A 22,433-nucleotide genomic window follows, 5' to 3' on the forward strand; every position below is an offset into this window, starting at 1 on the left:
AAACGAAACCGCAATGGAAGCCTCCGAAGACCACCAATCAAAACCACCGGCGGATCAATCTCCGGCGGATCAATCTCCGGCGGATCAATCTCCGGCGGATCGACCACCGATGGAGACGACGGGCAGCCTGCTCCGGCATGCTCGACGTGAAGGGATCGGAATGCTGGTGATCTGGGCCGTGTGTTTCCTGTGGGTCGTGGGATACTGCGGCACGCAGGGCTACCACAACGAGGGCGCCGCGACTGCGATTCGATGGGGCATGCCGGCGTGGGTGTTGTGGGGCGTATTTCTTCCGTGGGGCTTTGCGACCGTCGCCTCGTGCATCTACGCACTGGTCTTGATCGCAGACGACCCGCTGGATGATCCGTTGGAAGAGGCCGCGGCGACGGACCGCCGATCCGAAACACTACGGCAAGGGGAGTCCGATGATGCATGAAGCATCCAATTCCGCCTTGATCGCCTTTGTGATCTACACGATCGCCGTCTTTGCCCTAGCGGTCCTCTCCAACCGCTACGCCCGGGGAAAGGAGTTTGTCGGGGAATATTTTTTGGGCAGTCGCGGATTTGGCGTGTGGGCATTTGCGCTGACTTTCGCGGCCACCAACGCGTCCGGCGGCAGCTTCATGGGGTTTCCCGCCTTGATCTACACCCACGGCTGGTCGCTGGCGTTTTGGATCTCCGGCTTCATGGTCCTGCCTCTCCTTTCGATGGGGCTGATCGGCAAACGAATCAACCAGGTCGCGCGTCATTGCGATGCGGTCACCATTCCAGAAATCCTGGGTGCACGCTACGGAAGCAAGCAGGTGGGGTTGGTCGCGACGGCCCTGCTGGTGCTGTTCATGTTTTTCTACTTGTTGGCCCAATTCAAAGCCGGTGGAAAGATCTTGAGCGTCCTGCTGGCTGATGAACCGGCGTTTCAATCCTTGTCCGCCGGCGTGTCGCGAATCAGCACCAACCTCCCTTGGATCAATCAGGCCTCCGGCGACTACCTGGTGTGCCTTGTCGTGTTTTCCGTCGCGGTGATCGTTTACGTCGTCTATGGCGGATTTCGAGCCGTGGTGTGGACGGACGTGATGCAGGGCATCGTGATGTTTGTCGGCGTGGTGTTGATGCTGGTGCTCGCGCTCCGGCAGATCGGAGGGCTCGAGAGCGCGACGCGTCAGATGGCTCGCATGACGCCGCCGGAACATGGTCAGGCCACCGTGCGATCGGATCCGCCGGCAGCGGAGGAGATCGTGTTGCCCAAAGGGACCTGGATCAAACAATCCGGAACCGCGTTTCGGTTGGCAAAGTTGACGGTGATTCCTCGCGGTCGCGCCTCGGCCGCAAACGTTCCCGTCCTGATCATCACGACGCCCGAAGAGAATGACAAGCTACGTTCGGATGACGTGATCGGCGAGCTGGAACGCGACTTCGGAATCGCTCTTTCACTCTCGATTCAAGAACGAACGCCTTACGCGTCGGGAGCCGGCCAGGCGGGAGTGTACCTGACGAACCCGGGTCCGAGTGTGACCGGTGAGTTTGGGTTCTTGGCGATCGGAACGGCCATCAGCTTTTTCATTTTCTGGCCGTTCGGCGCGACGGGCCAACCGGCGAACATGGTCCGGTTGATGGCGTTCAAGAGCAGTCGAACACTCCGCGTCTCCATCGTTACCGTGTCGGTCTATTACGCGGTGATCTATCTGTCGTTGGTGGTGATCTTTTGCTGTGGCCGCGTTCTGCTTCCCGGCATGGAGATCGACCCGGACCGCACCATGCCCGACCTGGCGACAAGGCTGACCGCCAATGCCGGAGTGCCTTGGATGGCGGGTCTGTTGGTCGCGGCTCCCTTCGCCGCCGTGATGTCCAGCGTCGACAGTTTTTTGCTGCTGCTTTCTTCTTCGGTCGTTCGCGACATCTATCAGCAACACATCCACCCGGGGGCGCCCGAACGAACCCTGAAACGACTGAGCTACGCGGTGACGCTGGTGGTCGGCGTGATCGCCGTGTTGATGGTCGTCAATCCTCCGACGTACCTGCAAGACTTGATCGTTTTCGCCAGCGGCGGTTTGGCGGCCTGCTTTCTGGTCCCCATGGTGCTGACGCTCTATTGGTCGCGGATGACATCTTCTGGAACGATTGCCGGGATGCTGGGTGGAACGCTCATGCATCTCGGTCTCACCTGCTGGGGCTACATCGCGGCCGGGCAGTTTCGCGCCTATGAATTCTTGGGACTTAACCCGTTCTTGTGGGATCTGGCAGCGTCTTTCATCGCTGCGATCGGCGTCTCGCTGCTCGGCCGCACCAATCCTCTGAGGACCGATCGATTCTTTCCGAACCAGGCGTGACGGCCGGGGTCGAGGCGGATTGCTTGAAAATCAATCAACCCAGCAACTTTTCGGTCAGACGTTCGAGTTTGGCCGAGGCCGAACGCGGTCTTTCAGCAGTTTGCTCGGCCAACTTTTGACGAAAGATTCGCCTGCAAATCGAATCAGGGTCGCAGGCGGAATCGTCCATCAGGACGTAGCGGTTCGCCTTTTCGCCGTCCGAGGAGAAACGGCACAACGTTTGCTTCCCTGGGCAAAGCCAACCAACTGAGGTGGGTCTCACCCTCAGCATCAGCGAACGGATGGCCGTCCGGAGTGACGGAGCCGGTCCTGAGCAGTAAGGACTCGAGCAATACGGACTCGAGCAGTTCAGTCACGTGACTCGAAGGAGCATTGGGAGTCTACAAAGCATCATCCATGGACGATCAAACTTCTCCCCATTCGCGCGCTAAGCACTCGCCCCGAAAGATTGCCTGCCTGGCAAACCCGACCGCATCCAGCTGGCTGCAGGCGCGAGAACAGATCCATGCTTTGGCTCGCCAGGTCGATGCGTCGGTCATCCGACTTGAGCCAGGTTCCGACTGGTTCGATCGCGCCTGTGAACTTGAGGTCGACCGACTGGTTCTGTGCGGCGGCGACGGCACGGTTTCCGGCGTCGTCAACGAACTGCACGAGCGGTCGTCACTGGACCGATTTGATTTCGCCGTTCTGCCGATGGGGACCGGGAATGATTTCTCTCGCTCCATTGGCTTCTGCAACTTGCCGTTGGACCAGGCTTGGGAGCGGATTGTGCATGACGCTTCGATCCCAGTCGATGTGATTCAGATCGACGACGGCCGACCGCGGCTGTTGGTCAATGCGGCAACCGCGGGGTTTGGCGGGTTGGTGACGAATGATCTGAGTTCGGAAGAAAAAGAGAGTTGGGGCGCCATGGCGTATTGGATGGCCGCGTTCTCGCGTCTGGCATCACTGCAAGAATACGAATTGCACCTGCGATTCAATGGAGATCGCCTGGATGTGAGGAGCTATGGATTGGCGATCGCTTCGGGCAAGTACGCCGGAGGCGGATTTCCCATCACCCCGAACTCATTGGTCAATGACGGGATGCTGGATGTGACCGTGGTTCCCGTGATGCCGATGACGGAAATCATTGCTGCGGGGATGAACTCCGTGATGGGGCAATTGGGGGAAACCGAAAGTGTGATGACCTTCCAAGCAAGCACCATCGAAGTCATCGCGACGCCACAATTGCCCTACAGCCTGGACGGCGAGTCGACCGAGAGCATCGACGCAAAGTTTTCCGTGATTCCCGGGGCGATTCGGATGGTCACCGAGCCGTCCGCGATCGCGGTCGCGGATCCCCGTCGCAACGCCGCCTCGGCAGCCGGTCACTTTGAACGTAAAGCCGTGTAAGTCAAATCGCCGAGTCGCGACGGCTGGTTCGCGATCCAACTGGAACCGAACCATGAGTGGAACGCTCCGTGTCAAACCTTGGAACCTCATGATCGTCAGGGTCTGCGACCTGCTTCGCCCTCGCAGGCATCGCCCACAACTGCACTCGATTCATCACGTTCCACCCCAAATCCGACCCGCACCGCACCGCTGCCGTCCGATGCCCGCCTGCTGGCTACGTCGTGGCGTGCGTTGATCGGTGTTCAGTCCCGTACGACTTGGTCTTCCAGCAGTGCCCGACACGCCTCGGTCGCATGATCCCAATGGCCTCGCTTTGCCAAGTCGATGATCTCTTTTAGTGCCCCGTGACCTGGCCCGCTGGGCGGTGATTTGGCGTCTGGGGGAGGCAACTTCGATTCGATCATTGCGATCCGCTCCGGCGACCGCTGGTTGCAGGCGCCATACAAAGCGACCGCAGCGTCATACTGCGATCGGTCGAGCGGTTCGATGGAATCGGAGAAACACCACAAGACACCCGCGATCAGGATGGTGAAACACACGACCAGCCATCGGGGAGGTAATCGTTGTGCAAGAGAGGGCCCTGGTGCGTGAGGGGATTTCGGTTTCATTGCCGCCCCTCCCAATCAATCACTTCGTGTTCGGCGATGCTGGAAAGCTCCGCCCACAATACCACGTCGATGAATTGCGTGACGAAGCGAGTCGAGCCGTCCCCGAACGCAACGTACCCGCCACCGGGATGCTGGGAGTACATTTGACCGACGTGGTAAGTGGGAAAGTTGATCGGGTGAATGATCGGGCTTCCCGTGATATCAAGCTCCCCACCCGACGGTCCGGCGTGGACGAGCACCAGCGTGGCCGCGGCGTCGGGTCCATTTTCTGGCGAGCTGAAACGCGGATGCACCTGGGCTCCCGGGACAACCCCCACCCACGTTTTCTCGCTGAGCGCCGAGGAGTGTTCTCCGAAGAAGATTGTCTGGCTGGTCCCGTCCAGCACGTCGCGGAAGCGGGTGCGAGAATTGCGGTAAAAAGGTCCGTCAGCGACTCGGCCGGCATCGCCGTCAATGACCACGGTTTTCGTCGTCGCCTGGTAGATGTTGGAAAAAACAATTCCCGTCGCGGCTGAACCGCACTCCCCCCAACAACTTTCTTGTCCGTGGCTGGCAACGTAATGGCTGCGACCGACACGCAGCGACTCACCGCCAATCTGCAACTCGCCTCCCGAAGAATCCTTCACCGCAAACGGTTCGTCGCCTCCCGTGGTGCTGGGGCACAAGAAAAGCGGCATCGTCGTGTCGATGGACTGTCGGTTGGCGTCTGACCACATCGGCTGCTCCGGTCGCAAACGGTCCACGGCGGCTGAACTTTCGGCGAACGGCAGCACCGCGGCGGACCAGGCCCACCCCGGTCCCGCGTCCCACGTGACCGGATCCATCAGGACCGATTTTGGGGCGGAACCGTCGGTTGTGACGAACGACTGGTATCCCGCCGGAAACTGGCGGTACGCGGAGTGATAATTCAGGACGGCCAGCCCGATTTGGCGAAGGTTGTTAGCGCAGGAAATCCTTCGAGCGGCTTCCCGAGCCGACTGCACCGCCGGCAACAGCAAACCGACCAGAACGCCAATGATCGCGACCACCACCAACAGTTCGATGACCGTGAATCCGGGGCGCGGCGAACGCGAAACGTCGCGAATCGTCAGGGGGGGCGACTTCATCGGGTCACTCCAGGGAAGGTGTCGTGAAAGGAATTAGCGCGCGCTAACTTCAGGAGCGTGCCGCAACGCGAACGCGGCAAACTTAGAGTCGGCTAACTCAGGGGAGGCTAACTTTATCCGCTGGTTTTCGATCCGGCAAGACCCCGATCTGCTCAACCGGTCTGCTAAGATCTCTCAAAGGATTCGGATCGGCACGGCGGGTGCCGACCGCCACCGTGAAGATCGCCGAGGATATTTCGTTGCCATCCAAAGTTCATCAGCGGACACGTTCCGATCATGCCAGCGAGTTGGCGGAGGATTACGTGGAGGCAATTGCCGATGCCATCGCCAAAAAGGGAGTCTGCCGCGGCGTCGATCTGGTTCACCAATTCGCCGTGACGCATGCGACGGTCAACAACACCATCCAGCGTTTGCAACGCGACGGATTGGTGCGCACCGAACCCTACCAGCCGATCGAATTGACCGCCGAAGGCCGGCGACTGGCGTCCCGTTCACGTCAACGCCACGAAATCGTTGAATCGTTTTTGAAGTTCTTGGGTGTCAGCGAGCAAACGGCGGCCATCGACAGCGAAGGGATGGAGCACCACGTTAGCAAGGAGACGTTGCAGGCAATGAAGCGCGCCATGCGTCAGGGCCGAAGTTCCGGCAGTCGCTGAGCATGCCCTCGCTTGACAGGATTCGGCAGACGTGTACAGTCTCCCCCGCTTTCGGTGACTCGTCGCGTTTCCTGCGTGGCGGGTGAACAGGGAACTCCGGTGAAATTCCGGGACGGGCCGGCCGCTGTGTATCGCGGGTGATCTGCCGATCACCAACCGTCGTCCAATCTGCTCCTGCCATTGTTCGCGACCGGCGGACGAGAAGGCGAGCGGCGACGGACTACGCGATGAGTCAGAAGACCTACCGAAAGCCAGACGATTTCGTGCCCTCTCGGATCGGGGCGATCGTTGCAGCGAAGGTGGTCCAGGTGAAGGATCTGTTTGCGGCTCGCCGCATCGGCCTCCCCAGTTCTCGCCTGCGTTGAGCCCCGTGCTTTGTCACGCAACCACCCGTGCTTTGTCACCCAAGAACGCCGGACGGCGCCGACCAGACCGTGGTACCCACGCCAGCGATCGGACCGAACCCAGAGATTGGGGCTCGGCCTTCGCGTCGGTGACGTCCCTGTGTACAGGTGGTGCGCCAGAGCGTCCTCCACGGAAGCCATGACCGATCGTTGCAATTTGAAAATCGCCTCACCCTGCCGACAGTTGTGCGCCTTGGCCAGCGACGGCGTCTGTCTCGGTTGCGGACGCACGCGTGCCGAGATCGCGATCTGGACCAGCAGCCCTGCTTGGCAGCAACGTGACATCGTGAGTGCCGCGAACCGACGACTCGTCGAGCGCCGGGCTGCCCTGGCGAAGTCGGAGCCCAGTCCCGCGGAATAGGGAATTTACTTGACGTGAATGCGGAGCAAGTTACAAAAGGCGTCCTGGCAGCGTTTGAATGACCAAGCGTCGCCCATGATGCCACAGTGTTTCCGGGGTAGGCCGAGCCTTTCGGTCATGGATCCGTCCATCTTCGTTTCGCGCCGGTGATGCCTTGTCGAACCGTACCTGATCCGGGAAGTTCGGATGAAAGACGGCGAATCGAAGTCTGTTGATGGAGAATCGGAGGCCAGTGCCTCGATTCAGCCGCGCGAGTCGGATGCGGGGCGTGATGCTGAAACCGCGCACACGCGACCGAAGCGAAGCCTGGGTTTTGGAAAGGGTGCTATCGCGTTTGCGGTGTTGCTGGGCATTCTCGCGGGGGTGGGCACGTTCACTTTTGGCTATGGAAAGGGTGCCAGCTATCTGAGCAACAATCCCCAGACCTGCGTGAACTGCCACGTGATGCAGGGCCACATGGATTCTTGGATGCAAAGCAGCCATCATCACGTCGCTGTCTGCAATGATTGCCATCTTCCTCATGACCCGATCGGGAAGTGGGTGACCAAGGCGGACAACGGGTTCTTCCATTCCCTCGCATTCACGCTCGGTGACTTCAAGGACCCGATCCAGATCAAGCCCCGCAATCGAAGGGTCACTCAAAACGCGTGCCTCGATTGCCACCGCGACGTCGTTCATGCGATGTTTCCGGCGAAGCCCGATCGGGAAATGCAATCCTGTGTCCATTGCCACGCGGACGTCGGACATGCCTTGCGCTGACGGCAACTGCTGCCATCAGCTTCCTCACAAATTCGTATTCACCAGTCGAACCTCCGGACGGAGAACCCCATGAGCTCGAATGAACGACGCGGATTTGGCTGGCTAGCCCTACTGACGCTGCTGGTCGCCCTGGGAACGATCGGGGTGGTGGCGTTGTTGGTGAGTATTTTCGAGCGAAAACAGGAGGCTCGGGTTCCCTTTGTCCAGCTGGTGGACGTCAACGAGATCAGCGCCGACCCGGAACCGTGGGGAGTCAATTTCCCCTATGAGTACGAAAGCTATCGGCGCACGGTGGATACCGAGCGCACCGAATACGGTGGCAACCACGCCCTTTCGCCCAGCAAATTGGAAAAGGACCCTTGGTTGAAACGGCTGTTCGCCGGCTACGCCTTCAGCATCGACTACCGCGAAGCTCGTGGCCACGCTTTCATGCTCAGCGATCAAGAGGTCACCAAACGCGTGACGGAGGTGCAACAATCCGGCGCCTGCCTCCACTGCCATGCCTCCATCATTCCGACCTACCGCCGCATCGGTCTGGAAGAAATGGGCAAGGAGGCGACTCCGCAAGCTTTGGGAGAAAGCTTCAATCAAGAAGCGGTGATGGCCGGGTTTCGTGCCGTCAGCCAGCGAAACTACGAGGAGGTCCATGAGGAAATGGCAAAGACCCCCGATCGCATCTCCACCGGCGAAGGGGATCCCCATCTTGGCGGCGCGCACCCGGTCTCTTGCCTGGATTGTCATGACCCGGAAACGATGGCGATCCGCGTGACCCGTCCCGGTTTCATTTTGGGAATCGCCAAACTTGCCGAAAGCGATGATCCGGTGCCGCATCTTCCCAGCATTCAACGGTGGCGAGAATCAAATTCTTCTCAGCCCTACGACCCCAACGTCGACGCCAGCCGACAGGAGATGCGGTCCTTTGTCTGCGGCCAGTGTCACGTGGAATATTACTGCGCCAACAAAATGACGCTGACGTATCCCTGGAGCAACGGCCTGGCGATGGAAGACCTGGAACAGGAATGGGAGGAAACGACGTTTCCCGACGGCGAGAAGTTCTACGACTACGTCCACAAAACCACGGGAACCAAGGTGTTCAAGGCGCAGCACCCGGAGTTCGAATTGTGGAGTCAAGGAATCCATGCGCGGGCGGGCGTCAGCTGCAGTGATTGCCACATGCCCTACGAAAAGCAAGGTGCCACGAAGGTCAGCAGCCATTGGGTGCGAAGTCCGATGCTGAATGTCAATCGAGCCTGCCAAACCTGCCACAACGTCTCCGAACAGGAACTGCAGGGACGCGTGGAAACGATTCAAAATCGGACGCGGGGCCTGATCGACCGCGCAGCGGTGGCGATGACCGACATGCTCGATGCGATTTTGGCCGCGCAGAAAGGCGGCGTCAGCGAAGAACAGTTGGCTCCGATTCGAGAGTTGCAACGCAAGGCGATGTGGCGTCTGGATTACATCAGCAGTGAGAACTCGCTGGGCTTCCATGCCGACCAGGAAGCCGCGCGGATTCTTGGCGAGTCGATCGACTTCAGCCGCCAGGCTCAGGCGGCCGCCTACAAACTGCCAGCCGAACGCGCCGAAGAAGATGACGCCGGAGAAGACGTTGCCGGAGAGTGAAGGCCGATCGGGTCGACAGGCTGATGAGAGTTGATTGACGCGTCGCAACAATCAGCCTAGGCTTGCCTTCACTTCCCTCCCTTCCGCGCTTGCGTCCTCCGCCGCCGATGAAGCTGACGACCCAGACCGATTACGCCCTCCGCACGTTGATGTTTCTGGCGACAAGGTCGTCACGATCCAACGTCGCCGACGTCGCCTCGCTGTTCTCCATTTCGGTCAACCACATTGCCAAGGTCGTCAATCAGCTGGCCCGGCTGGGATACATCCGCAGCATCCGTGGGGTGGGAGGCGGTATCGAACTTGCGCAACCTCCCGAAGAAATCATCCTGGGGGAAGTCATCGAACAGATCGAAGGCGATCTTCACTTGCTGGACTGCATCGACACCGAAGACGCGTGCGTGATCCAATCGTTCTGCAAATTGAAGAAGGTGCTGGCCAAGGCCGAGGAAGTCCAGAAAGCGTACTTGGATTCGGTCACCCTGGCGGATGTCGTGCCCACGCGACGACAACTCGACAAGGTCCGGTAGCTCGGCAGCGCTCCTTTCAATCAAAAACACGGTGTTTTGCCGTGCAATGAGCGGCAAGGCGTTAGCCGCCGGTTGAGCGTGAGAAAGCCCGCGGCTAGCGCCATGCGGCTTACCCAGACCTCGTGATCTCCGCACTCGGAAATCGGCACGACCTCCAAGTGCGGGTGAAGCTTGCCCGCAAAAGTTTTCGCTCTGCCTAGCGAATCGGCACCGTGTAACTGATCGCCCCGATCGGCTGGCCTTCTTTCACATCGGCGTAATGGGGATGGCACATCACGCACTTTTGCATGACCACCGGTACCGGCGTCAGGGCGCGAAGGAACGGTTGGTCCTCTCGCACGACGACCTTTTCGTAGCCCTTGGCTCCCGCCTTCAATTTCGCGATGCCCTCCTTTTCAAAGCGATCCTTGGCGACGTTTTCGCTGTCGTAGGGGTCACCGCTGGCGTCGATCAGACGGACCTGATGATCGCTGGAATCGGAAATGTTCTTGAACAACAGCACGGCGGCGCTGCCGGCCGCGAAGTCGTCTTCGTCGTGGACGTACTTTTCGGTCACCATCACGACCGTCTGTTTAAAGATGTTGTCCAGAAGTTTGATGGTGGCTCGAGTCCGCTCCAAAGCATCCTCGTCAACTTGCTTCGGTGTTGATGCGGTCTCTTGCTTCTCGTCGGCCCAAGCCGGCGAAAAGATGCCGATTTGATAGGCTCCCAGGGCGCCGCACACCAAAACCCATGCAATCGCTCGGTTTCGTTTCATTTCGCTTTCGTCCTCGATCAAGGGAAAAATGTCCGATAGATCAGACGGATCGAATGACGAGGGACACGCTGGACCGCCGACGCTCCAACCATCAGCGAGCTGTGGGCAAACGCCGAAAACGGGAAGCGAACAATGGCCTGCAAGCCCGGACACGACCGCCTGACATGTCAACGTGACTGCAAAGATGCATTTGCGATGCACCTTTTGTACTTGGGTTTCCCGGGACTGTCAACGCGCGAATTGGGGCGGAACGTACCCGGCCCGATGAAGCGTTGTCTGTTGAAGCGTTGTATATTGATCCGGTTCTGTATTCCTCGCCGCCTTCCCGCAGGGTGAATCATGCATCGACCGACCGCAGCCGATTTGGATCAAGGCGTTCTTGATCTGTACGACGACTACGCCCACGGGCGGCTCAGCCGACGCGAGTACGTCCGGCGTCTGGGAGCGTTCGCGGTCGGTTCGTTGACCGTCGAATCCTTGATGCAGACACTCGCGCCAAACTACGCGCTCGCCCAGCAGGTCGCCCCCGATGACCCGCGGATCAAGACGGAGACTCTGACCTACAAGTCTCCCGAGGGCGCAGGGAAAACGACCGGGAAACCGATGAGCGGATTGTTGGCTGCTCCCGCCCAAGGCGATCAATTCCCAGCGGTGCTAGTGATTCACGAGAACCGCGGGTTGAATCCGTACATCGAAGATGTGGCAAGACGCTTGGCGGTGGACGGCTTCTTGGCGTTCGCACCCGATGCCCTGTCTCCGCTGGGTGGATACCCCGGAAACGATGACGAAGGCCGAGCGATGCAGGCCAAACGTGATCGGGAGGCAATGACCGAGGACTTTATCGCCGCGGCCAAGTTGTTGAAACAACACGCCCGGTCAACGGGAAAGCTCGGCGTGGTCGGATTCTGCTTTGGAGGCGGCATGGTCAACCAATTGGTGGTACGAATCCCGGACGTCGCCGACGCCGCCGTCCCGTTCTACGGCAGTCAGCCAGACGCGGGAGAGGTGGCAAAGATCGAGGCGCCGTTGATGATTCACAATGCCGAGCTGGACCGCCGCATCCTGGCGGGCGCCGAAGCCTACGAGCAAGCGTTGCGAGAACACGGCAAGACCTTTCAGGCGTACGTCTATCCAGGAGTCAACCACGGCTTTCATAACGACACCACACCACGTTACGACGAAGCAGCGGCCAAGCTGGCTTGGAGCCGAACGGTCGCTTTCTTCAAAGAGCACTTGCGTTGAAGTGCGCGGAGAGAGGGTTGGAAGGCCCGAAGGTCCGACAGCTCCCTGCGGGTCCACCAAAGACCCGAAGGACCGACCGCTCGCTGCCGCTCCACCACAGGCCCGAAGGTACGGCAACTCCCCGCCGCTCCACCAATCAGCCCCGAAGGGGCGACAGACCTCAGGGTCGGACTTTGGCGGCACCCGTCAAAACCGCCATCCTTCCGTCGCTGCCGACAGCCAAAACGGTTTGGCCGGACAGCCGATGCAGCGCGTGAAACCCGGTTTCACTCACTGACCTCCAATCCTCGCCGTCGTCGCTGATCTCGGTTCCCGACGGCCCGGTGGCCAGCCAGTACCCCTGACCCTGCCCTTCAGCATCCTCCGCCGGAACGAAGATCACCGAGGAGCGGAATCCGTCCGGCCGCCTTCCAGTCGGTAGTCGCCAGGTTTGCCCGCCGTCGTCCGAGACGGCCATGTTGCCGTCCCCGTTTTCGGTCTGCTTGTAATCGCCTCCCACCGCGACGGCAAAGCCGGCATCCCGGCGGCCGAAGGCAAACACGCCTGAAGAAGCGCCCGCCGGCATACAGGCAATCTCAGAGACCTCCCATCGATTGCCCCCATCCTCGGAGGACAACACCCGGGACGGGCCGCCATCTTCCCGACCGCCCAGTCCAATCAGAATCGAGGATGTCCCGCTGAGCGCAATGGACCCGTTGCTGGCCGCAAATCCGGCTTCGCCAGCCAGCGGAGCAATCGGGCAAGGGACGTCCTGCCAAGATCGGCCCCCGTCAACCGTCTTCAACAACAGAAACTTGCCACCCATCGGATCGCCGAAGGCAAAACCGTGAGACTGGTTCCAAAACCGGACGCTGTCGATGAATGCCGAATCATGTTCGTTTCGATAGGTCGTCAGCCAGCTGCGGCCGAGATCTTCGGAACGCAGGATCAGCGCGGGAGTTCCTGCCGAAGCGATCACGATGGTCCCGCCTTCCAACATGACAACAGAGCGATAGTCGGTCACTTGGGCGCGGTCAGGCGTTCGATCATCCCACGTCCGGCCGCTCGTTTGTGACACCCAGACTTCCGGCCCGTTTCCAGCGACGCAGATGGTCTCCAATGGGGAAACGGCAACTCCGCGGAGACTGGCTTTGCAGGGCGACGGTATCGGCTGCCAGGTTGATGGTCCAAGCAGTGGCGCGGTCAGTGGCCCAAGCAGTAGGAACCAAAGGAGTGTCGACATGGGGTTCCGTTGGCTGAGTGGCGTGACTGGATGGGTGCTGCCGGCTCTCGCCCGCCTTGAGCCGTGTCCGATTGGGCGGAAAGGGCCGCGCGAGTTTAGGCTAAATTTCGGCAGGCTGTCGCCCCTTCGGGGCTGGTTGGTGGAATCACCCAACAACCGGCGGCCGAGGCCGCCGGCAGGGAGCTGTCGGCCCTTCAGGCCTGGGGAAAGTGAGGATCTGTAGAGCTTTCGGTTCTTGGGGCTGGGGCAGTCAGGAACTTAGCTGAACGGCGCCACTTTCAATAAAAATCTCCGTGATTTGCAGTGCCATGAGCGGCAAGACGCTAGCCGCCGGTTGAGGCGAGAAGACCCGCGCCTAGCGATACGCGGCTCACCCAAAATGGCGCTGTCCAGCTACGGTGCTGCCGATAGAGTTTTACTTCAATGCAAACGGCGACGTGTCATTGCACTCCCGGCGTCCCGGATTCGACGGTGAAGCTGGCTCGACGTGTGGCTTTGCCTCCCGGCGACGTGACTTGATCCATGACGACGTAGTCACTGACCCATTGCTTCGGTGTGACCGTGCATAGCACGTAACCGCGCTGCGCATTGTGGAACCGGACGCCGGGGTTGTCCGCTAACAACTGATCGTGCGTCGCGATCTTGTCGACCCCGTTCCCGCCACTGGAGATCGAGGTGGCGACAAATTCCGTCGCCACCACCGGCTGGTCTCCCTCGCGGTCGTCGATCCGCAAGTCGTTGACCCAGTTCGAATGGATGTCACCGGTCAGGACGATCGGGTTGGGAACCCGCCGGTCGCGCATGAACTCCAACAATGCACCGCGTTCCGCATAGGCGCCGGGCCATTGGTCCATGGAATAGTTCAACTCCGAGTCTTCCTTGCCGCGGAACCCAGCCGCACCCATCATCACCTGTTGCGCCAGCACGTTCCACGTTCCTTGCGAAGACAACAATTCCGAACGCAACCAGCCGCGCTGCTCGCTTCCCAACAAAGAGTTCTCGACGGCACAGGCGGCTTCGTTCAGCGGAGACTTGCGATCGTCGTTCGGCTGGTCGGTGCGGTATTGACGGGTGTCCAGAATGGCAAAGTTTGCCAGGCGGCCGAACGATGCTTGGCGATACAACTGCATGTGCGGACCGCGCGGCAGCGATTCCGGACGCAAGGGCATCATCTCGTAGTAAGCTTGATAAGCGTTCGCGCGACGCTGTAAGTAGGAGAGCGGATCAACGTCCCGTTCTTCGGAAACGTCACAGGCACAATTGTTGTCAAACTCGTGATCGTCCCAGGTCAGGAACCAGGGGCACTGGGCGTGCATGCCTTTCAGCAACGGATCGGACCGGTATTGCGAATAGCGGATCCGATAATCTCCCAGCGATTCGATTTCGGCCCCCAAGTGAGATCGAATCTTACCGGTTCGCCCGGCTTCGTATTCGTAGATGTAGTCTCCCAGGAAGAAGACCAGGTCCGGATGCTCCTGGGCCATGGATTCGTAGGCGGTGTACAGCCCCTGTTCATAGTTCTGGCAGGAGGCAAAGGCAAACCTCAGTTTTTCCGGCAGGACGTCACGTCGAGGCATGGTACGCGTGCGACCGATCGGGCTCTCCGCGTCGCCGCACAGGAATCGGTACCAGTACCAGTGATCCGGCTTCAGCCCCTGGACCACTTGGTGGACGGAGTGTCCCAGTTGTGGCGTTGCGAGCGTGGTCCCCGATCTCACGACCTGAGTGAATCCTTGATCCTCGGCGACCTGCCAACGCACGGGTACGGAATGGGCGGGCATCCCTCCGTATGGAGTCAACGGCTCGGGTGCTAGCCGTGTCCAGAGGACCACGCTGGTACTGTCCGGATCGCCTGAGGCGACCCCCAGCGAGAATGGATCGTCGGCGAAAGCGACTTCACTTGCCGTCGATTCATGAAGCCCTAGCGTGGGAATGGCAGCGGCGGCCAGCGTGAACTCCATCCAAAGCCGGCGACTCATCCCGCCTTCGGATCGAATCGCCTGCACCAGCTCTTTTCGGTTCAGCATTGTCAACTTCCTGAGGATCAACGCGCTTCGTCAACGAACGCACGATCCGATCTTGTGGAATTCGGCGTAGAAATCACGTTCCGGTCGCGTCGCCGCGGGACTCGGCAGAGGATGCCTTCAGCGGTGGCCGCCCGGAAAACCAGGGGCGGTTCGACGTTTCTGGAAACGTTGTGGGGTAGGACAACTTGACGTCAAATTGTAACCGGGGATCTTGCGACCTGCCATCGAAGGCAGACGCCAAGCCTTGCCGATGCATCAAATCTTCATTCGGACTCGCCACTGTGTGGGCAGTTCACCTTTCAGCGAGGCGATGGAATCTCCACAAGTGCAAACATTCGTGGGCAACCTTCACCCTCCCGCAAGCGGGAGGGTCGGAGACGAGGAACGAGGCTCCGGGGAGGGCATCATCGGAATCGAGTTACAAGCGCATGAGTTAGAGGGACAACCCTCCCCGCGTCGTCGCAAGCTCCTCCGCGACCCTCCCGCAAGCGGGAGGGTGAAGCGCAGAACGCATGACATTGATCGCGGGATGGACCGCCACGGAATTGACCCACAAAAGCAGGGCAGTCGAAATCTCGAGTCCCGATATTCCGAACTGTCGACGCGACGACCTAGTGCGACCCGCATCGGAGTTACAGACAAAGCCTCGCTGCTGCGAAGATTGTCACCGAGCTGGTACAAATCTGCCACTCCGGCGTGCCCGGATCGACACGCCGCAAGACGATCGGGTTATGCTGAGTCCGAGCGTGTTCATCCTCCTTTCCCCCTCGGCTTCCGCCATGAAAAGCGTTCTTTTACTCGTGTGCCTCGCGGTGTTCTCGGTCGGGCGTGCGGGTGCCGCCGACCGCCCCAACATCGTGTTCTTCTTCGCCGATGATCAGACCATCAGTACGCTGGGATGCTACGGCAATCCGATCGTGCAAACGCCCAATATTGATTCCCTGGCCGAACGGGGTGTGCGATTCGAAAACGCATTCGTCAGCCATTCCATTTGCTGGGTCAGCCGCACCACCATTCTGACCGGGTTGACCGGGCGCAGCTACGGGACGCCGGGCCAGCCCGAATTGGCCCGCGCCGACGCCGTCCAGACTCTCTATCCGGACTTGCTTCGACGCAACGGTTACCGGACCGGCTTTTTTGGCAAATGGCACGCCAAGATGCCCAAGGGCTTTCGTGCGGAAGAACACTTTGATGAGTTCCAAGCAATCGGGCGCAACCCCTATTACAAACCTCAACCCGACGGCAGCCTGCGCCACGAAACGGAGCTGATCATCGATCGCGGAATCGAGTTTCTCCAGTCGCAGCCCGCGGACAAACCATTCGCCTTGAATCTTTGGTTCAACGCTTGTCACGCCGAAGACAGTGACCGTCGCCCGGGAATCGGGCACTTTCCATGGCCGCGCGAAGTCGACGGAATGTACGAAGACGAGCAAATCCCTCCGCCACGCCTGAGCGCCTCGGAGATTTTCGACAACCTGCCCGACTTCCTGCGAACGACCATCAACCGGGAGCGATTCTTTTGGCGGTGGAACACCGACCAGAAATACCAAACCAACATGCGGGCCTACTATCGGATGGTCACCGGCATCGATCGCGGGATCGGTCGATTCTTAGCAGCGCTGCAGGAAGCCGGAATGGCTGAAAATACCATCGTCGTCTATTCGGCAGACAACGGTTACCACATGGGCAATCGAGGCTTGGCGGGCAAGTGGTCTCACTTCGAAGAATCGCTGCGGGTCCCGATGATCATTGCCGATCCCCGCGTCGACAGCGACCAGCGTGGCAAAACCGTTGACGCGATCGCCTTGAATCTGGACCTTCCCGCGACCTTTCTGGATTGGGGTGGTGCGGAAATCCCCGAGCGCTATCAAGGCCGAAGTCTGAGCCCGCTTGTCGAAGACGGGGTTCCCGACGACTGGCGAGCGGAATCGTTTCACGAGCACTTTGCCGTCCGCAATCGAATCCCCGCGTTCGAGGGGATCCGCAACGAACGGTTCAAGTACGTCCGCTACTTCGACCACGGCAATCACGAATTCCTGCATGACTTGAAGAACGATCCGGACGAACTGATCAACTTGGCCGGCGACCCGAAACACGCGGAAACGTTGCAAGCGATGCGTCAACGGACGGATCGGCGGGTGGACCAGTTGGGTGGTCCGCTGGATCCGCTGAATGGGAAGTTCACTTCGTCGACGGAACCTTATCCCGAAGCTTCCGCAGCCAACGCGTCCGGTTCAGGCAAAGACGGTTTCGCGAATCTGTTCAACGGCAGGAATTTGAACGGCTGGGTCGGCGATTCCAAGTATTGGTCGGTTCAGGATGGTGCCCTCACCGGTGTCACCGACGGCTCGCTGAAGATGAATCAGTTTCTGACTTGGAAAGGATCGACGGTTCGCAATTTTGACCTTCGGGTGAAAGTCAAAGTCAGCGAAGGCGGAAACAGCGGCATCCAATACCGAGGAACGCCTCGCCCCGATTTGGGCTTGGACGTGGTCACCGGTTATCAGTGTGACGTTGTCGCCAACCGACCCGAGTACAACGGCATGTTGTACGAAGAGAAAGGTCGCAGAATTCTCTCGCACACCGGTGAAAAGGTGGTGGTCGATTCCGACGGCCAACCGTGGGTCATCGGCACCTTTCCGGTGAAGACCTTTGAACTGGAGACGTGGCATGATTATCGCGTCCTGGCGCGAGGCAATCATCACCAACATTGGATCGATGGGCATCCGACGGCGGATCTGATCGACCTGGACCCCAGTGGCCGCGCGCTCGAAGGCGTTTTGGCCGTCCAGGTCCACGTGGGCCCGGCGATGAAGATCCAGTACAAAGATTTCCGCATCAAGCATCTGCCCGATGCGATGCCACTGGAAACGGCCGAGGACCATCCGATCCCGGCCGATGCCTACGGCGTGAAGCCCCAAGGCAAACTGCCCAAGGATTGGAAACCGCCAGTTTTTGGCGAGCAGTGATCCGGGTTAGCAAGTGGTGACTCTCAGCCGTCCACTTCGGTCGGCTTCCCACCGAACGTCACCTACCCTGACGATCCATCCTCTCCGCGCCTTCCCTGCCAATCTCCCACCTCTTTCGGTCTTTCCTATGATTCGCCTGCTGGATGCATGTGTCGGTGGAACCAAAATCCGACGCATCTTGATTTCAATGTTCATGATTGCCGGGATCCACTGGACGAATACCGGCACCTTGTCGGCGGAGGACCGACCCGACCAGGCCGCAGAACGTTCCTCTGTCAAACATGTTCGTTTGCTGTCGGTCGGCAACAGCTTCACGAACAATGCCACGCGTTTCCTGGATGACTTGGCAGAATCCGCGGGGCATCGATTGACTTACCAGGGGTTGATCATTGGCGGTTCGCCGTTGGAAAGGCACGCGGGAATGGCGGTCAAGTTCGAAGCGGATCGTTCAGACAAATCGGCACGCTACGCCAACGGCTCCAGTCTGCAGCAGGCGCTTCAATCGGATGCCTGGGACTTCGTCACCATCCAACAATTGAGCATCAAAAGTCATGACTTGAAGACCTATCAACCGTACGCCTCACAACTGGCATCGATCATCCATCGCTACGCGCCCCAGGCAGAATTACTCGTTCACCAGACGTGGGCCTATCGTCAAGACGACCCGCGATTCTCTGGTTCACATTCGGGTTCGCAATCCCGGCCTGGGGAACCGACCACGCAGCAGGAAATGTATCGCGGTCTGACAGCGGCTTACCGCGAGATCGCTTCGGCACTAGGTGCCCAACGCATTCCAGTTGGCGACGCCTTTTTCCTTGCCGATTCCCATCCGACCCAAGGCTACGAACCAGACGCGAGCTTCGATCCGGCAGCCGCCGAGTATCCGGAGCTGCCGCAGCAACGCCACTCGTTGCACGTCGGCTGGCGATGGAGAGAACGCGATGGCCAAAAGACACTTTCCATGGACGGCCACCACGCCAATACGGCCGGGGAATACCTGGGGGCCTGCGTCTGGTTCGAATGTCTGTTTGGTGAATCAGCCGTAGGCAATGACTTCGTGCCGGAGGGTCTGGACAGCGACGAAGCCGCGTTTCTGCAACAGGTGGCCCATCGGGCCGTGCAGGCTGCGGAGGATGTCCCTGATGGAGTTAGTGATTCTGGCGTGCCGGCTTTCCAGGATCCCCAACCGCAACGATACACCCTGAGTGCCCGCGCCAGCCGGTTGGACTCGCAGGCGAAGGAGTACCCGAATATCAAGTTTGTTTTTGGTAACGACGAACAGCCCCAAGACGTCGAACGCGCGTCCGTCGATACCCGTGTCCCGCCACGTGGAAAGCTAGTGATTTGGTTGATGGGATACAACGACGAATTATTCAAGCGTCTGAACGGCTATGGACTGCATGCGATTCAAGTCAGTTATGCCAATAAATGGTTTGGAACCCTGTGCCAGCCACGGCCGAGCGATGCGTACGCCCGCGGAAAGGTTCGTTTGGAGGCGGCGACCGGACAGGATTTCAGCGACGAATTGGATCTGCAGCCGGCTGATGGGGCCGCCGAACGGGCGTTGCAGTTGGTTCGCTGGCTGGCGAAGGAAAATCCTCAGGGACGTTGGGACCAGTTTCTGGCAGCCGACGGAAAACGTTTGCGTTGGGACCGCATTGTCGTTTCCGGCAGTTCGCACGGCAGCACGACCGCGGCGCGATTTGCGAAATACCAGCGCGTGGATCGCGTTGTGATGCTGTGTGGGCCGCGCGACCAGGATCAGGATTGGCAAAGTCTGCCATCGGCCACGCCGGCCAACCGCATTTTCGGGTTCAGCCATGTGCTCGACGGAGGTTGGACTGGTGATCACTACTGCCGGTCGTGGGAAATGTTGGGTCTGAATCAGTTCGGTCCGATTGTGAATGTCGACACCGCCCAGCCACCCTACCAGAACACGCGGCGACTGATTTCGGATGCGGACGTCGGAGGCGACGCGCGAAGAGCTCACTCGGCCGTGACTCCCGGACGCTCATCGCCGAAAGACGACCAGGGGAATTTCCTGTACGAACCTGTGTGGCGTTATCTCTACTCGCATCCCGTTGATCAGACGGGAGATCCAACGCCGGCGGATCCCGAATGCTTGCGGGAGCACGTGCAATACTGAACCATTTTCCCGGCGCAGCTTGCGGCGGAGAGCGTTCGCTTCTGTCCATCTGGCGCATGCTTCGAATTCAGCTCCGTCGGCGGCATTTCCGCCGTCGCTGGCGAAAGTTTCATCGTCGGCTGGCTTTCAAAGCAAGTGTCGAGAACCGTCTGGAACCGCGACGGCAGATTCTTGAACGCACAAACCGCCGAAAACCGGCAAATTCCCTTGATTGGAAGGCAACGCGGAATCGGGCGCCATCATCGGGCATCTCGGTACGGAAACTGCATTCCAATGCGTTTTCCCCAGTCTTGCCCATCGAGCGAGGCGGCTCCGCAGTGAAGTGGAGTCCGGTCATTCCGTTCCCCATGAAGGATTCGCGCGGTTCATGCCTTCCGGTGACGATCAACGTCAAGATTCAAGCAGCACCTTTGGATCGCAAGATGCCGATGCATCCGAGTCGCATTCGGTGCCGATTTTGGATTCACGAGACATCCTCGGTTCCGGCCGAGAGGTTTGGATCCGACACCGCGGCGAAATGTACCGTCTTCGGTTGACTGCATCCGGCAAGTTATACTTGAGTAAATGAGTGTCCGTTCCGCGGCAGCGTCCGCGTGTCTTTGTTTGAAATGACCAAACGATGACTGTTCGTCGATGAGCTTCTTGATCGTTGAGTTCTTTTTCTAAGTCATCCGCGCTCTCTGTTTCCCTGCATGCGGCATTGCTGGCGGTTCTGTACCTGCTGCCTGCGTCCGAATCGCGTCGATTTCAATCCTCGGGCCAGCTCCAGGTGATCACGCTGGAATTGAGCCAGGCGGTTGAGTCGGCAAAGATCCAGCCAGTTTCCGTGGAAGTGCCACCGCCGCCGCGGCGTTTTGCTCCGGAGCAGGAATCGCCCAGAGAAGAGATGCTCGAACCGTTCGATCGGGAAATACCTCCGGCAGAACCGTTGGGGAAGCGCCCGACGACGCGACCGGACGCGCCGACCAGCCCGCCGGTGGCGACAGCCGTCACGAAGTCGGAGCCGCCGAAGCGGCGTCAGCTGCCCGAGCAGCTGCCCGATCAGCCCATCGAAGAAGTGGTTCCCCGCCGCCCACCGGTTGTCCGCACTCCGCCGCCGTCGTTCCGGCCCACGAATCCGATGGAGCAGATCGCCGGACTGCAGGATCCGACCTCGGCCGATTTGTCATCCAACCCGCCGCCGGAGTATCCGGCGGAAGCGGTTCGCCGGCGACTGGAAGGAACCATTCTGTTGGAATTGACGATCGATGCGTCCGGCAACGTCACGGATGCCACGGTTCTTCGTTCCAGCGGACATGCATCGTTGGATCGTGCCGCGATCGATGCGGTTTTGCGATGGAAGGGACAGCCGGCGACACGTTGGGGGCGACCGGTTGCGACCGTCGAACGTCTGCCCGTTCGATTCCGGCTTTAAAAGATCTCGGCAGTGAGCAATCGCCTGGCCCGGTGGCCGTCAACATCGGCTGACGGAGTAGAATGATGATTGCCCTGATTGAGTCGTTTCTCTTTCGCCCCAACATCAGCCGGCTACGCCATGTCCTGGTCAAAATCTCAAGTCATTTCGCTTTTGCGGGAAAACCAAGACGAACGCGGCGTGACGCACTGGCAAAAGCGCGCCAAGCAGGCAACCGGCCTCTCAAGCTTCGGAATCGGTCTGACGAAGCTTCGCAAGTTGGCAAAGCAAATCGGTCGTGAGCCCAAACTCGCAGCACAGCTTTGGAAATCGGATATCTACGACGCCAAAGTGATCGCAATTTTGATCGACGATCCCAAAGCGATCTCGAAAGAACAGGCCGAAAGACAGGTCGAACAGATCAATGCGGGGATGTTGTCGCATGTCTTCGCCTCCTGTGACGCCCCGCTTGCAAAATCCCCCATCGCCTTCGAATTGGCTGAAGAGTGGATGAACAGCCAGGACGAAGTGCGTCGGCGGTGCGGCTACAGTCTGCTGTACGAACTGTCCAAACGAAAAGTCAAAGCGATGGACGATGATTACTGCCTGCAGCGGATCGCTGACATTCGGGAACACATTCACGACGAACCGATGTGGGTCCGCGAAGCAATGAACACAGCCCTGATGGGTTTGGGGAAACGCAACAAGACACTGAACCAGGCCGCCATCAAGGCGGCTAAAGCGATCGGTCCGGTCCAGATCGACTACGGTGACGACAATCAGTGCCAGCCACTGGATGTACTCAAGCACCTCACCAGCGATTACGTGAAGAACAAATTTGCCAAGTGACGCGTCCGTCGCAGAATCTCATCTCGATTCAGCAGCGAAACAAAACTCGATGAGTTCCAGTCGCA

The 22,433-nt window shown here is 59.5% G+C and carries 20 protein-coding genes and 1 riboswitch; of the genes, 15 read left to right on the plus strand and 5 right to left on the minus strand.

Going from position 1 to position 22,433, the window contains the following annotated elements:
• Positions 1-13: 13 nt before the first annotated feature.
• The 3 genes from FYK55_RS24065 (at position 14) to FYK55_RS24075 (ending at position 3,719) form a co-directional block, all read left to right on the plus strand.
• A complete protein-coding gene (locus tag FYK55_RS24065; RefSeq protein WP_150079183.1) occupies positions 14-436 on the plus strand; it encodes a YhdT family protein in 423 nt (140 codons plus the stop codon).
• Complete coding sequence (locus FYK55_RS24070) at positions 426-2,327, plus strand: sodium:solute symporter family transporter (protein ID WP_161604722.1); 1,902 nt, start codon at positions 426-428, stop codon at positions 2,325-2,327. The genes FYK55_RS24065 and FYK55_RS24070 overlap by 11 nt, the downstream gene beginning before the upstream one ends.
• A 396-nt stretch (positions 2,328-2,723) precedes the next feature.
• Positions 2,724-3,719: a diacylglycerol/lipid kinase family protein gene (locus FYK55_RS24075; RefSeq protein WP_150079185.1), complete on the plus strand. Its 996-nt coding sequence runs from the start codon at positions 2,724-2,726 to the stop codon at positions 3,717-3,719.
• A gap of 242 nt (positions 3,720-3,961) precedes the next feature.
• On the opposite strand, the gene FYK55_RS24080 is transcribed toward FYK55_RS24075, so the two are convergent.
• Both FYK55_RS24080 and FYK55_RS24085 read right to left on the minus strand, forming a co-directional pair.
• Positions 3,962-4,258 (minus strand): hypothetical protein, encoded by a 297-nt coding sequence (locus tag FYK55_RS24080; RefSeq protein WP_150079186.1) that lies wholly within the window; start codon positions 4,256-4,258, stop codon positions 3,962-3,964.
• A 65-nt stretch (positions 4,259-4,323) separates the two neighbouring features.
• Positions 4,324-5,433, minus strand: a complete 1,110-nt coding sequence (locus FYK55_RS24085; RefSeq protein WP_150079187.1) for a DUF1559 domain-containing protein — start codon at positions 5,431-5,433, stop codon at positions 4,324-4,326.
• Between the two features lie 215 nt (positions 5,434-5,648).
• Here FYK55_RS24085 and mntR point away from each other — a divergent pair, with 215 nt between their 5' ends.
• The 6 genes from mntR (at position 5,649) to FYK55_RS24110 (ending at position 9,763) form a co-directional block, all read left to right on the plus strand.
• Positions 5,649-6,089, plus strand: coding sequence for a manganese-binding transcriptional regulator MntR (gene mntR / locus FYK55_RS24090; RefSeq protein WP_261344969.1), 441 nt, complete (start codon positions 5,649-5,651; stop codon positions 6,087-6,089).
• Between the two features lie 35 nt (positions 6,090-6,124).
• Positions 6,125-6,352: riboswitch (cobalamin riboswitch) on the plus strand.
• Positions 6,317-6,454 (plus strand): hypothetical protein, encoded by a 138-nt coding sequence (locus tag FYK55_RS29270; RefSeq protein WP_161604723.1) that lies wholly within the window; start codon positions 6,317-6,319, stop codon positions 6,452-6,454. Its footprint overlaps the riboswitch before it by 36 nt.
• A gap of 178 nt (positions 6,455-6,632) precedes the next feature.
• Positions 6,633-6,854 (plus strand): DUF1289 domain-containing protein, encoded by a 222-nt coding sequence (locus FYK55_RS24095; RefSeq protein ID WP_150079188.1) that lies wholly within the window; start codon positions 6,633-6,635, stop codon positions 6,852-6,854.
• Between the two features lie 186 nt (positions 6,855-7,040).
• Positions 7,041-7,613 carry a cytochrome c nitrite reductase small subunit gene (gene nrfH, locus FYK55_RS24100; protein WP_150079189.1) on the plus strand — a complete coding sequence of 191 codons (573 nt, stop codon included), beginning with the start codon at positions 7,041-7,043 and terminating at the stop codon, positions 7,611-7,613.
• Positions 7,614-7,682: 69 nt separating this feature from the next.
• Positions 7,683-9,236 carry an ammonia-forming cytochrome c nitrite reductase subunit c552 gene (locus FYK55_RS24105; RefSeq protein WP_150079190.1) on the plus strand — a complete coding sequence of 518 codons (1,554 nt, stop codon included), beginning with the start codon at positions 7,683-7,685 and terminating at the stop codon, positions 9,234-9,236.
• A 107-nt stretch (positions 9,237-9,343) separates the two neighbouring features.
• Complete coding sequence (locus FYK55_RS24110; protein WP_150079191.1) at positions 9,344-9,763, plus strand: RrF2 family transcriptional regulator; 420 nt, start codon at positions 9,344-9,346, stop codon at positions 9,761-9,763.
• 196 nt (positions 9,764-9,959) lie between these two features.
• Here the strand turns inward: FYK55_RS24110 and FYK55_RS24115 are convergent, their stop codons facing one another.
• Positions 9,960-10,520, minus strand: a complete 561-nt coding sequence (locus FYK55_RS24115; protein WP_150079192.1) for a c-type heme family protein — start codon at positions 10,518-10,520, stop codon at positions 9,960-9,962.
• Positions 10,521-10,859: 339 nt separating this feature from the next.
• Between FYK55_RS24115 and FYK55_RS24120 the strand changes: the two genes are divergently transcribed.
• Positions 10,860-11,762 (plus strand): dienelactone hydrolase family protein, encoded by a 903-nt coding sequence (locus FYK55_RS24120; RefSeq protein WP_150079193.1) that lies wholly within the window; start codon positions 10,860-10,862, stop codon positions 11,760-11,762.
• Positions 11,763-11,922: 160 nt separating this feature from the next.
• On the opposite strand, the gene FYK55_RS24125 is transcribed toward FYK55_RS24120, so the two are convergent.
• Positions 11,923-12,819, minus strand: a complete 897-nt coding sequence (locus tag FYK55_RS24125) for a WD40/YVTN/BNR-like repeat-containing protein (protein ID WP_161604724.1) — start codon at positions 12,817-12,819, stop codon at positions 11,923-11,925.
• 605 nt (positions 12,820-13,424) lie between these two features.
• Entirely contained in the window at positions 13,425-15,011 is a 1,587-nt protein-coding gene (locus tag FYK55_RS24130) for an alkaline phosphatase D family protein (protein WP_150079195.1), read from the minus strand.
• 779 nt (positions 15,012-15,790) lie between these two features.
• Here FYK55_RS24130 and FYK55_RS24135 point away from each other — a divergent pair.
• The 5 genes from FYK55_RS24135 to FYK55_RS24160 all read left to right on the plus strand — a co-directional run bounded on the left by FYK55_RS24135 (position 15,791) and on the right by FYK55_RS24160 (position 22,368).
• Positions 15,791-17,980: a sulfatase-like hydrolase/transferase gene (locus tag FYK55_RS24135; protein ID WP_150079196.1), complete on the plus strand. Its 2,190-nt coding sequence runs from the start codon at positions 15,791-15,793 to the stop codon at positions 17,978-17,980.
• Positions 17,981-18,107: 127 nt separating this feature from the next.
• Positions 18,108-20,126, plus strand: coding sequence for a BPSS1187 family protein (locus FYK55_RS29825; protein ID WP_235908942.1), 2,019 nt, complete (start codon positions 18,108-18,110; stop codon positions 20,124-20,126).
• 367 nt (positions 20,127-20,493) lie between these two features.
• A complete protein-coding gene (locus FYK55_RS24150) occupies positions 20,494-20,694 on the plus strand; it encodes a hemin uptake protein HemP (RefSeq protein ID WP_150079197.1) in 201 nt (66 codons plus the stop codon).
• Between the two features lie 81 nt (positions 20,695-20,775).
• Positions 20,776-21,540: an energy transducer TonB gene (locus FYK55_RS24155; protein ID WP_150079198.1), complete on the plus strand. Its 765-nt coding sequence runs from the start codon at positions 20,776-20,778 to the stop codon at positions 21,538-21,540.
• A gap of 78 nt (positions 21,541-21,618) precedes the next feature.
• Positions 21,619-22,368 (plus strand): DNA alkylation repair protein, encoded by a 750-nt coding sequence (locus tag FYK55_RS24160; RefSeq protein WP_235908943.1) that lies wholly within the window; start codon positions 21,619-21,621, stop codon positions 22,366-22,368.
• The last annotated feature ends 65 nt before the right edge of the window (positions 22,369-22,433 follow it).

It is taken from the genome of Roseiconus nitratireducens, from assembly GCF_008629675.1.
GTDB classification, from domain to species: Bacteria; Planctomycetota; Planctomycetia; order Pirellulales; family Pirellulaceae; genus Stieleria; species Stieleria nitratireducens.

What these genes read in the sequence shown, in the direction of transcription:
- FYK55_RS24110 (WP_150079191.1), top strand. Translation starts at nt 9,344, where the DNA reads ATGAAGCTGACGACCCAGACCGATTACGCCCTCCGCACGTTGATGTTT.
- FYK55_RS24130 (WP_150079195.1), bottom strand. Translation starts at nt 15,011, where the DNA reads ATGCTGAACCGAAAAGAGCTGGTGCAGGCGATTCGATCCGAAGGCGGG.
- FYK55_RS24065 (WP_150079183.1), top strand. Translation starts at nt 14, where the DNA reads ATGGAAGCCTCCGAAGACCACCAATCAAAACCACCGGCGGATCAATCT.
- FYK55_RS24085 (WP_150079187.1), bottom strand. Translation starts at nt 5,433, where the DNA reads ATGAAGTCGCCCCCCCTGACGATTCGCGACGTTTCGCGTTCGCCGCGC.
- FYK55_RS24135 (WP_150079196.1), top strand. Translation starts at nt 15,791, where the DNA reads ATGAAAAGCGTTCTTTTACTCGTGTGCCTCGCGGTGTTCTCGGTCGGG.
- FYK55_RS24105 (WP_150079190.1), top strand. Translation starts at nt 7,683, where the DNA reads ATGAGCTCGAATGAACGACGCGGATTTGGCTGGCTAGCCCTACTGACG.
- FYK55_RS29825 (WP_235908942.1), top strand. Translation starts at nt 18,108, where the DNA reads ATGATTCGCCTGCTGGATGCATGTGTCGGTGGAACCAAAATCCGACGC.
- FYK55_RS24070 (WP_161604722.1), top strand. Translation starts at nt 426, where the DNA reads ATGATGCATGAAGCATCCAATTCCGCCTTGATCGCCTTTGTGATCTAC.
- FYK55_RS24095 (WP_150079188.1), top strand. Translation starts at nt 6,633, where the DNA reads ATGACCGATCGTTGCAATTTGAAAATCGCCTCACCCTGCCGACAGTTG.
- FYK55_RS24115 (WP_150079192.1), bottom strand. Translation starts at nt 10,520, where the DNA reads ATGAAACGAAACCGAGCGATTGCATGGGTTTTGGTGTGCGGCGCCCTG.
- FYK55_RS24150 (WP_150079197.1), top strand. Translation starts at nt 20,494, where the DNA reads ATGCCTTCCGGTGACGATCAACGTCAAGATTCAAGCAGCACCTTTGGA.
- FYK55_RS24075 (WP_150079185.1), top strand. Translation starts at nt 2,724, where the DNA reads ATGGACGATCAAACTTCTCCCCATTCGCGCGCTAAGCACTCGCCCCGA.
- FYK55_RS29270 (WP_161604723.1), top strand. Translation starts at nt 6,317, where the DNA reads ATGAGTCAGAAGACCTACCGAAAGCCAGACGATTTCGTGCCCTCTCGG.
- nrfH (WP_150079189.1), top strand. Translation starts at nt 7,041, where the DNA reads ATGAAAGACGGCGAATCGAAGTCTGTTGATGGAGAATCGGAGGCCAGT.
- FYK55_RS24120 (WP_150079193.1), top strand. Translation starts at nt 10,860, where the DNA reads ATGCATCGACCGACCGCAGCCGATTTGGATCAAGGCGTTCTTGATCTG.